The organism is Methanosarcina barkeri 3 (assembly GCF_000970305.1).
In the GTDB taxonomy this organism is placed as follows: Archaea; Halobacteriota; Methanosarcinia; order Methanosarcinales; family Methanosarcinaceae; genus Methanosarcina; species Methanosarcina barkeri_A.
Genome location: NZ_CP009517.1, coordinates 2177645 through 2191460, shown reverse-complemented (window position 1 = coordinate 2191460; position 13816 = coordinate 2177645). Strand labels below are relative to the sequence as shown.

General features: G+C 32.9%; 10 protein-coding genes. 2 read left to right on the top strand and 8 right to left on the bottom strand.

All coding sequences use genetic code 11. The features are described from left to right. Positions 1-290: 290 nt before the first annotated feature. The 8 genes from MSBR3_RS08750 to MSBR3_RS08715 all read right to left on the bottom strand — a co-directional run bounded on the left by MSBR3_RS08750 (position 291) and on the right by MSBR3_RS08715 (position 10330). Positions 291-1442 (bottom strand): glycosyltransferase family protein, encoded by a 1152-nt coding sequence (locus tag MSBR3_RS08750; RefSeq protein ID WP_155396772.1) that lies wholly within the window; start codon positions 1440-1442, stop codon positions 291-293. A 123-nt stretch (positions 1443-1565) separates the two neighbouring features. Beyond that, complete coding sequence (locus MSBR3_RS08745) at positions 1566-3362, bottom strand: hypothetical protein (protein WP_196297032.1); 1797 nt, start codon at positions 3360-3362, stop codon at positions 1566-1568. 190 nt (positions 3363-3552) lie between these two features. Then, complete coding sequence (locus MSBR3_RS08740; protein WP_048107569.1) at positions 3553-4674, bottom strand: glycosyltransferase family 4 protein; 1122 nt, start codon at positions 4672-4674, stop codon at positions 3553-3555. 249 nt (positions 4675-4923) lie between these two features. Then, positions 4924-6072: a glycosyltransferase family 4 protein gene (locus MSBR3_RS08735; protein WP_048107568.1), complete on the bottom strand. Its 1149-nt coding sequence runs from the start codon at positions 6070-6072 to the stop codon at positions 4924-4926. 30 nt (positions 6073-6102) lie between these two features. Beyond that, positions 6103-7128, bottom strand: coding sequence for a DUF362 domain-containing protein (locus MSBR3_RS08730; RefSeq protein ID WP_048107567.1), 1026 nt, complete (start codon positions 7126-7128; stop codon positions 6103-6105). Between the two features lie 104 nt (positions 7129-7232). Then, positions 7233-7892, bottom strand: coding sequence for an acyltransferase (locus MSBR3_RS21615; protein WP_155396771.1), 660 nt, complete (start codon positions 7890-7892; stop codon positions 7233-7235). Between the two features lie 10 nt (positions 7893-7902). Beyond that, the gene (locus MSBR3_RS08720) at positions 7903-9069 is read right to left on the bottom strand and encodes a CgeB family protein (protein WP_048107566.1); all 1167 of its coding nucleotides are present in this window, start codon (positions 9067-9069) and stop codon (positions 7903-7905) included. A 292-nt stretch (positions 9070-9361) separates the two neighbouring features. Further along, positions 9362-10330 (bottom strand): glycosyltransferase family 2 protein, encoded by a 969-nt coding sequence (locus MSBR3_RS08715; RefSeq protein WP_048107565.1) that lies wholly within the window; start codon positions 10328-10330, stop codon positions 9362-9364. Positions 10331-11706: 1376 nt separating this feature from the next. On the opposite strand from MSBR3_RS08715, the gene MSBR3_RS08710 reads away from it, so the two are divergent. Together MSBR3_RS08710 and MSBR3_RS08705 are read left to right on the top strand one after the other, a co-directional pair. After that, on the top strand, positions 11707-12825 hold the full coding sequence (locus tag MSBR3_RS08710; RefSeq protein ID WP_048107564.1) for a DegT/DnrJ/EryC1/StrS family aminotransferase: 1119 nt from the start codon (positions 11707-11709) through the stop codon (positions 12823-12825). Then, entirely contained in the window at positions 12822-13805 is a 984-nt protein-coding gene (locus MSBR3_RS08705; RefSeq protein ID WP_048107563.1) for a GDP-mannose 4,6-dehydratase, read from the top strand. The genes MSBR3_RS08710 and MSBR3_RS08705 overlap by 4 nt, the downstream gene beginning before the upstream one ends. Positions 13806-13816: the final 11 nt, after the last annotated feature.

Below are 13816 nucleotides of genomic sequence, written 5' to 3'. Positions count from 1 at the left end.
ACCATCCAAGTCAGCGTTTTGGAACAGATCCATAATTTTGTCTACAAGTATACATATCAGGCTGTCTAAAAACTCGACCCATTTCTGCAATTGGGTAATTGGAATTATTGGCTTTAAATCTAAATTGGAAATTATCCTGAAATCAAGGTATTTGCCTTGAACTACAGTATATTATTCCAATTGTAAAGTCAAATACAGTTTTGAGACCGCCTTATATATTTGCTTTTGTCTTCTGGAAAAAGCTCAGTAGGTCTGCTTTGGTTGAAGATCGATTCTTGAACATGCTTTAATCAAGTAGTTTTAAGTTTTGGGATTAATTCATTGCAATAAACCATTCTGAAATATTGAGTTAACATGTCGAATATACTAAAATGCATTTTATATTTTGCTTCGTTATAAATCTTACAATATCTATTGAGTTGACTGCTGATTTCAAAATGTTCACTTGAAACTGATTTTATAAAACTAATTATATTATCTGCGTATTCTTCATCAATTAACGCTTGAATAATTTGTTTATAATTATCTTCTGGATCAAAATTATCAATAGTTAATCTACTTGAAAAGTTTTGATCAAAAGCATTTTGAAAATTTTCTTCTGTAATTAATAAAGGATAATTTGAATTCTTTAAGGGGCACAGCATAATCTTTCCCTTCAATGCAGCCTCCATAAAGCTTCTTCCGCCACCAATAACAAAATCTGCAACATCAATTAGCTGACTCGCGTTAATTGCGTACTTATCATCTGTGAACAGGTAGATATTATTATCCACATTCTCTTTTATTTCTTTACCAACATTTACATCTTGGAGAGCTCCAATAATAATTAATTTAGTTTTTATCCCATCAGAATTTAATTTTTTTACAAGATTTATTGCTTGTAGTATGTCGTTCTTTTTGTATTCTTCAAGCCTGGAAATTATTAAAAATGTTTTTGATTCATTGCAATCTACTGATAACTTTATGTTTTTTATTCTTAAAATATCTGAAGGAATTTCTCTGATTCGATTTGGAATAAAAAATAGATTTGTTTTTTTAAATCTTCTTGAAGACTGGTAAAACCTAACATCTTCTTGAGAAAACAATATTAAGTTATTCACTTTTGGAAAAGCTATCCTTGAATTTGGGCCTCCACATTTCGTATGAATATATGGTTTTTTTAAAATATTACTGATTAAACTTCCAAAAAAGAAAGTATCTTCATCAAAACTGTGAATAACTTGAGGGCGCTCAATATCAATAATGTTTTTCAGATCTTTAATTACTTTAATAGTATTTATCTTTTTATAGGTCAAATTATATATTTTTACTTTCGACTGATTTATAACCGGTGATTCTCTTTTTCCGATAACAACTATAGCACAATCCAACTTTTTGCTCATTTCTTCAGCAGTAGTTCTTAAACTATAATAATGTCCTCCCCTACCCGAGTGTGGTTCCATTGTTGAGATTAAGTACAACACTTTCATAAAGATCCCTTTTAATTAGATAATATGCTTAGATATGTTTAAATATCACTTTCAAAATTACTATTGTATATTTTTATATCGCACTATTTAATAAAATTAAGGACTGATAATGTAAACATCCGAAAATTTATCTGAGTAAATTTTAGTAACTCCAACATCATTATCTAGGTGCATAAAATCACTATAATTAAAACTCCATCGGTCTTGAAATTTTGGCAATAAATTTTGATCCTGGTTTCTACCAATATAACTAATCAGTAGATATGATTTTTTATAAGAATTACTTAACGAAGAATTGTTATCGTATCCAAAATGATCGATAACTTGATTCTCACGAGTAATACCTTTCTTCTTACTTCCTGAAACTCCATAAATTGAATTATGAACCCTATAGTTTACTGTTCCACGTTCCAGTACCGGGTATGAATTCTCTTTTACTTTATAAAATGTTTTCATTGCAGAAAACTCGCTCTCTGGAGTCTGTTGATCTATTTTTAGAATTGCAGGTGATAAAAATAAACTATATGTGGATAAACCCGTAATAAGTATCAAAACTGAAGATATTGCCATTAAGAATTTCAAATTACTATTTCTTTTGTCCGAAGATCTTCTTAAGAAGATACTTATTGAATAAGCTATCAAAATAATAGAGAAAAATATTGAATAACTGTATACTCTTACGAAACCAAACTGATCATTGAGGATAAATAGTAACATTGAGAAAAATACTAGTAATATCCACCCTAAAATTGAAAGTTTATGGTAATAATTCACCTTTATGTTATCTTTTTTTCTAAAAACGATTATGTATAGTATGCAAATTGCAGAGAGTACGGATAATAAGAGGTAAGGTCCATATATACTTAGTACCATTCCGACAATTTCCAAAAGAGATATGTGAACAGAACTAAGAGAGGTTTGATATCTTCCAAATTCAGAGCTTCCTCCGTCAGTGGACATTAACGTATACATTATGTTTTCTAGACTGTATGCAAGAATATGTAAATATGAAGACCATACGAGAAAGGAACATATCATAATTGATAATAAATTAGTTGATTTTTTAATTTTAATTTCAGGGCTCTTATTATTAAGATACATGGTGAAATCAGATAATAAAATCGTTATTGTAAGCAAAATTGTGACTAAAGGATGAGAAAATATTATAAAAAAACTAAGTATAATTAATAGTATTGAATATGGCACAGCTTTCTTTGGTAATCTCGATTTAAAAAAGATATAAAGAAAGAAAGGGACAAAAAGAATTGCTTGCCCGTTAGGACTAAGCATAATATTTTTACTGCCAAGTAATAGTATTGAAGAAAATGCTAGCATTATAAATATTTCACGTTTATTTTTAAACACATATTTCCCAAGAATATACCACGAAAATATATATAATAACGAATAAAATATGGGTAGAAACATAGTAATATCATTATAACTTATACCAGAAAAGCACTTTAGCGTAAAACCTATTATGTGAAGCATGGGATAAGCGTTAGAACCAATGTTATGGTTATTTTCAATATCAATCATATAGCCAACATGAGTTAAAACATCTTCCCTGCCATGTATGAAATAACCTTTGATAATTGGCATAAATAATAAAACTAGGTTTGAAATAATTATCATTAAAAAACCAATGTGCCAGGTATTAGTCTCATACTTAGAAATTGCATTATACATTAATATTATCTGGCCGATGAAAATTGCCATAGTAATAAGGACCCAGAAATACCACGGATACATTTTGTATATTGAAAAACCGTATACATTAGGAGAATGACTGTTAATTATAATATTTAATGCTAATAGTATTATTATAAATCCAAATATTGATACTATTTTTATATATCTGGTAGTATTAATGTACTTGTCTTTGGAGAACACTTTTATCCGCCCATTAAAATATCTATGTCTCATTTGTGCCGCTTAAATAGTCCTGAATATAAATCTTTAGAGATATATTAAGTATATATTCATAAGCTTTTGTTAATTTACTGCAGGATTATTCTAAACGGGAACTACTGTAACAACCCATTCAGGCAATAATAATTTTATAAATCATCAATTTGCGAATTTATTTAGCGTTATCAAGTATTTCTGAATATCTTTCTACAGCTTTTTTGTAGGTAAAGTTATTTTTTACAAGAATAATAGAATTCTTCACAATGTTTTCAAGATCTGGATGTTCCATAGCACGAAAAATGTTTTTTGCAATGCATTCAGGAGAATTATTTTCCATAATAAAACCAGTTTCTCCATCACTTATTATGTCAGGAATTGCCCCTACTCCTTTAGCTAGTACAGGTGTACCGCAAGCCATTGCTTCTAACATAATATTAGGCAGACCTTCTGTATAAGAAGGAATGATTAGCAATTTTAATGAATTTAAGTATTTGGGAAGATCCTCACGAGAGCTCCATCCAACAAGTTTTACATTGTTTTCAAGTCCATTATTGGAAAGATACTTATCAATATTATTTCTTAAATCTCCATCACCTATTACCAAAATATTCAGATCCGGCTTTTGCTTTAAAATAAGGGGAATAGACTCTATGAAATTTATGATGCCTTTTTCTTCAGATAAACGACCTACATATCCTATGAAATCATTTCTTTGACTGAGCTCAATATTTAACTTAAAATTAGAAAAATCCAGAAAATGCCTGGGAGCTATTAAAATTTTATGGGAATATTTCTCAAAGTTCCATTCACTTATGAGACGTGGAGAGTATAATATTATCTTGTCTACCAGATTAAAATTCATAGTACAAAATTTTGTAATTACTTTTGATAAAATGCCTTTCTCGTATTTTATCGAATATCCGGAAAGCATAGTAATTGTTTTCTTTTTAAATACTTTTGCAGGTATTAACGATAAAACTAACATTTCCCCTCCCAAGAAAAAAATACATACATCGATCTTGTCGATTATTTTTAAAAGTAGATGAGCAATTTTAAATTGGGTAAAAATATAGTTTTTAATTCTGTTTACTGAACCATCACCTGTCGAATGGAATATACCGTACAGATGAATATTATTGTTATCAATGAAATGATAATAACCATCATTTCCAGTGATTAGATATATCTCGTCAGAAGAAGATGATAAAATATCAATAAGATTTGATAATGGAGTGAGCCCTGCTTTCATGGGTGGAAAAGTGATCACACAAATGCTTTTTCTTTTAGTTGCCATGTATATTCCTTCTTTTATTTAACATCAGTTGGAAGATAGAGATCTCAGCCTTGCCGGTTTCAGGCCTTACTTATGCACTCAATCTCAAAATGAGAAAATTCCGTGCGATTAAATAAGAAATTGTGGGAAAAATCAAGGTTATTGGATGCTTATTTTTTCCAAGGTGTATAATGTTTGAAAATGTAGGTATTTTTAATTTAATCCCGTATCCCGAGAGAAATTATAACAGACTCAAACATTATAGCAGACTCAAACTTTTGAAATACAACTCTCATAAAGGGTCTCTATGTTTTTGCAAATTAGTGGCCAGGTTAAATTATTTACAATATATTTTTGTCCATTTTCAACAAGTTTGCTTCCAATGTCGGGATTTTCAAGAATTAACTTCATTTTGTTTTTTAAATCAACTACGTCTCCATATTTTACTAAGCATCCACAATTAGCTTTTTTTATAAACTCTCCACACCCACAGTCATCGGTCACAATTACAGGATTTCCACACATTATAGCTTCGAATGGCACAAGCCCAAATATTTCAAGAATAGAAGGATATATCAAGACATCACAATCTACATAAGCTGCAAGTTTATCAAATGTATCAATATAACCAGTAAATTTTACATTATTTTTTAGACCAAATTTATGAATTAGTAACTCTGCTTTATCCCGATAACCATCGTCAGGTCCTGCCAAAACTAAAGCGACATCTTCTTTTTGTTTTAATAATTCTGAGTAAGCTTCAATTAAAAAAGAAATGCCTTTTCTTTCATGCAACCGTTCTAAGTATAAAACAATATATTTGTCCCTGACTCCCATTTTGTCCCTAAAAGAACCTTTTTCAGGCAATCGGTAAAAAGAATCAATATCAATTCCATTCGGGATTACAACTATCTTTTCTTTAGGCACCCCAATCCCGAGATATTGATCAATCTCCTCATTAGATACTGCAATTACTTTTGACACATTTTTCAACACAGGATATCCAAAAACAAAATCGAAAAGATATTTAAAACCTTTTTTGTTAATAATTCGAAGCATGGTCCCATGTGCTTGCAAAAGATATGGAATTTTGTATTTCTTCGCGTATATACTAACAATTATATTTTGATAAGTTCGGAAATTATGCATATGGATTATGTCAAATTTAGAGATGTTTTCTTTTAGATACTTATTCATTGAAAAAGAGATTAAAAGACCTCCGATATTCAAGTCGCAATGAAAAGGAATAACCTCTACACCGTTTAAAGGATCAATGAAACATGAATCCAGTTCAAAATCAGTAGTTAGTACTGTAACCTCATGACCGTTTTTCGCCAGTTGTTTTGTCAACTCATAAGCAACCGTTGCTGAACCACCGTGCTTAGGAGAAAAAAACTGAATTACTTGTAAAATTTTCATAATAAATCCTCGAAATAGCAAAAACAAACATTAGAGCTTATTTCGTTTCTTATTGTATTCAGCCCAATATGTTTTTTTATCATCGGCTCTAAGCAAGTTTAATGATTGATATATGTAAGGAGTAAGAGGGGAAGACAAGACTATTTTGGAAAGTATTTCGCTTTTAAACAAAAGTGAGGAAAGATAATCAATTTTTATCTTATATGGTGTGAATTTTGATAGTCTTTCTTTTGTTATATCTTTATTGAAATGAATATTATCAATATTTGAAATCCCTAAGCCAAAACATTCAGCTACATGTAAGTGATGAATTTTACTTTTGTCTAAGTTCATTAAGAACGCTGCTGAGGAATCTATCGCAACAGGATCATTTGAGACTAAAAGTTTATTTGTTTTTAGTGGAGTCCCTTCCATTGGACCATGTCCATCTAAAGCCCAGAACCCATCAATAATTTGAATTCTATTCTTTACAATTTTATTAATTAAAGCTAACTTATGGTCAAGATTTTTGTGGTATAAAACTCTCATAGGGTCCGGGTAACAACCCCATAAATTTTTGATACTAAATGTACCATGCGTCATAGCATGAGATTTTAGAACAGGAACTGAAACCAGAAGATCTATATCCCGGACCAATAAATCCGGAAGATCAACCCATACGTTTTTCCCACATACATTTTCAGTAATTCTTGTACGAGGTAATTTTGAAAGATTCACAACTTCAACATTTTTGAATTTTTTGGCTATATCAAAAACTCCGTGATTCTCTAAAGACAAATCCGCAGAAAAAGAATAATTTCCACCATCAGATTCGCCGATATATATTTTTTTGACTAACGGTGAAAACACCTCAGCTACTGTTTTTACCATCAAGGGAGTTGTAGTTATTCCCGGTCTATGAACGGAATCTGTAAAATTTGGTTTTATGAATATTATAGAATCACTGTTTATAATTTCATCTACTTTTATGAATTCTAACCCATTTTTAATCTCTTGTAAAAGGTTTCTTTCGGTTACATCACTTATGTATACTATAGAATCATTTATTGTAGCCATTAGATATCAAATCCATAATAAAAATCAATGAAAGTGTGAGTAAATGCAGTAATAGAGGCAAGTGTTAAATATAAACGTCTTGTAAACGTTTTGTGAAACTGACATTAAGAATTTTCCCTGAAACTTCTTTTGAGTTCTCTTGCAGGAACTCCCACTGCTACTGAGTTTGGGAATACATCTTTGGTTACAACGGCTCCTGCGCCTATAATAGCATTTTCGTTAATCACAACCCCTGGCAAAACAATAGCATTATTTCCAATAAAAGCCTTTTTTCGAATAGAAATGGGAGCTGCTTTCATTTCAAAACCATATACCTGCTTATATGCTCCATCATGAGATGAAATCATAGCACTTGCTCCAATCGTAACATCATCTTCAAGAGTTATCGGAGAATAGGAACATTCTATAAACGTCCGGTTGCTGATATTACATCTGGACCCAATCTTGAGGGACTCTCCTACCATCAAACACTGATATCCAAGATGCGAATTTTTTCCGATTGTTATTTTATTTACGTTTATTAACGCACCCGGAGCCACAAAGACATTGTCTTCGATATGAACACCAGTGTAATCGTTGGAAAGAACAAGAGACCCTGGACCAAAATACACATTTTTGCCAACGTGTGCACCCAGCAATTTCAGCACTGTTTTTTTAAATGTAGATGAGGGAATGTACATTGAGAGACCTAGCAAGATTTTCTTAACAAAGCTAATGTTTTTTAGCGTTTGCCGGTCATCTCTTTCGTTTTGCCTCTCAGTCATATAAATCACATCAGTTACACAATTTGCATACTTCAATAATCGTTTTTGCCCTATGCCGGTATGTATGTTCCTTTAGAACCCTCTGCCTTGCCCTTTCACCGATCTTCAGCCTTTCTTCCTCAGAGGACAATAACCATTCATAGGCTTCTACAGCCTCATCTTCACTATTGACAACAATAATCTCTTTTCCAATTTCAAACCAATTTTCAATCCCTTTGTAAGGCTGAGAAACTATGCAGGCTCCGTAAGCTGCAAGTTCAAAGGGCCTGGCTGTAGCAGAGGCATATATATTTGTATGAGACCATCTGGTAATATTCAGGTTGATCTTACTTTTGCAGCAGAATTCGCGGAATGCGCTGTAGGAAACCGGGCCAATAAGCTTTGCATTTCCCATATCAATTCCAAAATTGCTGCCCCCTACTGAGAAATTTACACCAGGCAGCCTTTTACTGGGATTTGCAATCATATTTGTCATCCATTCTTCCCTTAATTCGCTTCCGTGGCCATAGAATGAGACATCAATGGTCTGCTCAACATTTACAGGAGCAAAAAGATCTGCGTCTGCTGCATAATACAAAGGAGTAACGTTTTTTGCACCGGCTTCCTGTAGATCCTCTATAACTCCTTTTGAATTAACAAAAAAAGCATCATACTCTGAAACATCCGAGTTCACATAGTAGTCAAACTTAAATCCACGTGATACCGCATACTTGGGAAGAATAGTAGGCATATCCCCATCATAATAAAGGCATGGAATTCCAAACTCTGTTTTTAACTCAGAAGGAATTCCTGTGATATGGTTAAGGGGAATATTCATAAAAAGAATAAAATCAAGATCTTTTTCTCTGTTTATAATGTCTGTGAGCTGCTTTTTTATCTTGGGTTTGATATCGAGATTGATCAGGTTTTTAGTTATGGCAGAAAGAAACTCATTGGGTTTTGAAGGATTAGCAGTTTTTTTATTGGATTTCAGAAAGTTGTTGTAAAGAACACTCTCAAGTTTACACGAGTTCTCATATGTTCTCCACCAGAGACTTTCCACTGCCCCTCCAAGATAAGGGACTACTATAACCTCGTTTCCTGTCTCATGGAGAGCCTTCAGTAACTGCCACCATGAGGGTGTACACCCAAGTTTGTATTTTAAGTCGATAGTAGAAACAAACGCTAATATTTTCATTGAATTACCTGCTATAAAGATAATAATAAATAATGGGGAGTTTCTAATAATTGGGAATTTGTCTAATAATTGGGAATTTGTCTAATATTTGGGAATTTGTCTAATAATGGGAGTTGGTCTAATGGAAGTTAGTCTAATAATTGGGAGTTAGTCTAATAACGGGAGTTAGTTTAACGGGAGTTAGTCTAATAAGCGGGAATTAGTCTAATAATGGGAGTTAGTCTAATAAGCGGAAGTTGATCTAATAATTGGGAACTAGTCCAGACGGTTTTAAAAAACAATTCCTCATAGCTTAAACTGTCTTCGCATCCTCCAGAATAGCAGATATCGAATGCAGCATGATACCTGTCAAAGCCATGAAACTCCCTACAATAATAAGCAGAATCATGAGCATTGTAGGCCCAAAATACAAACTTTTTCCCATCGTGAAATCCTGTATGAAAATGGTGCCCATAACAAGCCCGATTATTCCAAGAGCCAGTCCAGGGACTGTAAGGTAGTAAAGAGGTTTGTTGAACTCGATATCTTTTAAAACCATAAGAAGAACCCCAAAACCGTGTTTTATAGGATGTTCGGTTGAACAGCCAACGTCGTATCTGACTCCGATTTCAACTTCGGCTATACGAAGGCCGCATTTGCCTGCATCTGCAAGCATTTCGCTTTCTATAGCCATGCCCTTAGCTTTGAAGCGAAAAGTATCTTTTGTTGAGGCTGAGAAGGCTCGAAAGCCGCTCTGGGAATCGGTGATCTGAAGCCCTGAACTTAGCTTGGTAGCTCCATCAAGAATAGTCTGGCCGACGCGGCGGTAGGAAGGAGTATTTTTTCCCAGGCCGTTTAAGTATCGGCTGCCGTTGACCATATCGGCTTTGCCTCTTATAATAGGATTAACAAGTTTCTGGATCTCGGCAGGATTGTGCTGACCATCGGAATCCATGGTAACTATTATATCCGCACCAAAGTTGGCTGCGGCTGCAAAGCCGGTCTTGAGAGCTGCACCTTTCCCTTTGTTTACCTCGTGAACAATTACCTCAGCTCCTGCTTTCCTGGCAATCTCGGCTGTCCTGTCCGAGCTGCCGTCATCGACCACGATTACGTTGTCGGCATAGTATTTTGTAAGCAGGACTATACTTCCGATGTAAACTTCTTCATTATATGCAGGAAGAATTACCGTGACATTCTGCGGGGCTGTGCTCTTTACACACTCACTTTGTTTTTGAACTGTGCACTGGACACTCTTATCCATTATTTTTTCTTCGCTCAATTCGGATAACCCCTGGATATTAGCAAACTAAAGTGAATTTGCGTACTGGCCTGAAAGTCCATTTAATTCTTATAATATTATAAGTGTGTAATATATACTGCAATATTAACTTTTTGGAGACTAATATGAATGACTATCATATAAATTTACTGTAATTATTCTAAAGGATGAAAATAATTGGGGAATAATGTTATTGTTTAACGTATTGGTAAAAAATAAAAATATAGTTGAGTGATTTAGCTAAATACATGGAAATATAGCTCTGTAAATATAATTTCCACGAACAGTATCTCGCAAAGTATAAATTAAGGCTTCAAAAAAGCTATTCTTTGAATCTCAGGGCATTTTTTATTATAATTTGTAAATGAAATTCATATTTGGAAGGTTGTTATTTAAATATACAGGATTTGATGCAACTTGAGGCAATTTATGAATATAGGAAGAGAAATTGGTGGAAAACAAGAGCGTTAGTGAGGCAATTTTTCCGAATTCCAATCTCTTTATGGTATTTTAGTCAGGTGTGGTATCAAATGTACTAAAAATTCCGGAAGAATAATGATTGACTTGTTTATCTTTTAATTCTCTTTTGATTTCACTCTGCTATTTTCCAACAAGTTTAACCATTTTTATTGAGAAATCTTTCAACGTGTTTGTCTCTCTAAATCTAGAGTTTAAACTGGATCGATATATTTATAAAGTAAAAAAATAATTAAGTTTGCTAATGGGATCTTTAAATTTGCCACAAAGATCTGCAAAAAAGATTGCTGATTGTGTCTGTTATAATTTAATAAATTGAGTTAAATACAAAGTAAAAAATTTAAGTTATTGTCATCAAAGTAGCAAAAATTATGATAAAAGGGAAAAACTGATCAGGGACCTTTGTAAGGAGTTAAGCAAAAATGGGTCTGCGTGATTATTTACTATTACTCTATTGCATTTGCTATGATGGCTGGTGTAATAGTTGCTTATCTGCTTAATCTGGATATAGACCAGAAATCAAATGGGAGAATTTGTGTTAAGTTTAGAACCACTGATGGTTTTTCTAAGTTAAAGAAATAATTGGTTTTTCGTTGTTTTATGTGGATATCGTCATAATATTCTCATAAAAACCAATTAGAATAGAATTAACTCTGCCTCCTTTAATTTTGAATTTTCTTCAAAATTCCAGCTATTTGTATAAGAAAGTAACTAAATATTGTTTAGATTTAATTAAGGTCTAAAATAATGAAAATTGTTATTTTTATACAACCTTTATGAATTATGATATGTATTTTTCACAAATAATGTTCGAAAATTGCATGAGTTTTTAAGTTGAGAACAAAAAACGCAATTAGGAAAAATGTAGTAAAATGTACTAGAGAAAGAGGTATGGTTTAATGATTCCGTTGTGTAGACCATATTTTGATTCCGAAGAATTGTATGAGATAAAAGAAGTATTGGATTCTGGATGGGTATCTCAAGGACCTAAAGTAAGAGAATTCGAAAATAAGGTTGCAGATTATGTTGGTGCTAAGTATGCCATTGCTGTCACAAACTGCACAGCATCACTCCATTTGGCACTTTTGAGCCTTGGTATTAGTATGGGAGATGAGGTTTTAGTAGCCGATTATACTTTTCCAGCTACAGGTCATTCAGTGTTATATTGTGGAGCAAAGCCGATCTTCGTAGATGTAAATTTAGATACCTACAATATAGATTCTGACAAAATTGAGGAAAAAATAACAGAAAGAACAAAGGCGATTATCCCTGTTCATACATTTGGCCAACCTGCAGAAATGGATAAAATTATGAAAATCGCTCATGATTATAATCTAAAAATTGTTGAGGATGCAGCCTGTGCCTTAGGTGCAAAATACAAAACAGAGTATGCTGGAACCATTGGAAATATAGGGTGTTATTCGTTTCATGCAAGAAAAGGGATTACCACAGGGGAAGGAGGTATGGTAGTTACCAGTGATAAAACTCTTGCTGAGAAAATTAGATATTTGTCCGTTTTTGGGATGAAGTCTGCTTGGGATAGAGAAAAAGATCAGATTCTCAGTATTCCAGAATTTTCGGATATAGGTTATAATTACAAAATGAGTGATATAACGGCTGCTATAGGAGTCGCCCAGCTAAAAAAAATAGACATGATTATTGAAAGAAAAAAGAAGTTAGCAAAATATTGGGACGAAAGGTTAGAAGACATCGATTTCATTAGTAAGCCTTATGTTCAAAAGGATGTGAGACATATCTATCAAAGCTATGTAGCTCTCATTGACAAAAATATAAACAGGAACAAACTAATTTCAAAACTGATGAAACATGGAATTCAAACTCAAATTGGAACATATGCATCTCATATTCAACCTGTTTATGCTTCTCAAGATAAATGTCCAAACTCATTGGACATATTTAATAGATCAATAGCATTGCCTCTATATTATGAGTTAAAAGAAGAAGATATCGATTTTGTAACAAAAAGTATTAAAATATCGGTGAGTGAGCTGAAATGAGATTGAATAATAAGTCTGTACTTGTTACTGGAGGTGCTGGATTTATCGGAAGTCATCTTGTTGATAAATTGATCCTTGAAAATCCAGACAATCTTGTTGTTGCGGATTCTTTTTTCTTAGGCAAAAAAGAAAATTTGAATGATGCAATGGAAAATTATCCAGATTTAAAAATATTAAACCAGGACTGTACAGAGTATGAACAAATGAAAGTCATTATGGAAAACGAAGGAATTGACGTCGTTTTCAATCTTGCAGTGATTCCCTTACCAGCAAGCCTTGAAAAACCGGCATGGACGTTCAAGCATAATGTAGATATTGCTGCTTCATTATGCGAATTGGCTCGAAATGATCTTTTTGATACCTTAATCCATTTTTCTTCGTCTGAAGCTTACGGGACTTCTGTATACGCTCCTATGGACGAAAATCATCCTTTGAATGGAACTACACCTTATGCAGCCAGCAAAGCATCATCTGATCTTCTAGTATCCTCATACTGTGAAACATTTGGTATAGATACCTCAATAATCAGACCCTTTAATAACTATGGACCCAGACAAAATGATCAGAGTTATGCCGGAGTGATCCCAATAACAATAGAGCGGATTTTGCAGGGCGGCGTTCCTGTAATATTTGGAAATGGAGAGCAAACAAGAGATTACTTGTATGTAACTGATACAGTAAATGCAGCAATAAATGTATACAAAAATAACAAAACAAGAAATAGAGTATTGAACATTGCAAGCGGAAAAGAAGTATCCATAAAGTATTTAGTTACTCTTATTGCCGAGTATTTAGACTGCGAAAATAAAATTATTTATGAACCTCCAAGAATTGGAGATGTAAAAAGGCACATAGCAAATGTTTATCTTGCAGAAGATTTGATTCAGTTTAAACCTGAAGTTACTTTTGAAGAAGGGCTCAAAAAGACGATTGACTGGTATAAAAGTAGCTTCACCAGAGGAGAACCAAAAAACGAATAATAAAGTTAAGC

Bases quoted from the DNA above. Each gene is read 5' to 3' on its own strand.
- MSBR3_RS08735 (WP_048107568.1), bottom strand. From the start codon at position 6,072: ATGAAAATTTTACAAGTAATTCAGTTTTTTTCTCCTAAGCACGGTGGT.
- MSBR3_RS08750 (WP_155396772.1), bottom strand. From the start codon at position 1,442: ATGGAACCACACTCGGGTAGGGGAGGACATTATTATAGTTTAAGAACT.
- MSBR3_RS08740 (WP_048107569.1), bottom strand. From the start codon at position 4,674: ATGGCAACTAAAAGAAAAAGCATTTGTGTGATCACTTTTCCACCCATG.
- MSBR3_RS08730 (WP_048107567.1), bottom strand. From the start codon at position 7,128: ATGGCTACAATAAATGATTCTATAGTATACATAAGTGATGTAACCGAA.
- MSBR3_RS08705 (WP_048107563.1), top strand. From the start codon at position 12,822: ATGAGATTGAATAATAAGTCTGTACTTGTTACTGGAGGTGCTGGATTT.
- MSBR3_RS08710 (WP_048107564.1), top strand. From the start codon at position 11,707: ATGATTCCGTTGTGTAGACCATATTTTGATTCCGAAGAATTGTATGAG.
- MSBR3_RS21615 (WP_155396771.1), bottom strand. From the start codon at position 7,892: ATGACTGAGAGGCAAAACGAAAGAGATGACCGGCAAACGCTAAAAAAC.
- MSBR3_RS08720 (WP_048107566.1), bottom strand. From the start codon at position 9,069: ATGAAAATATTAGCGTTTGTTTCTACTATCGACTTAAAATACAAACTT.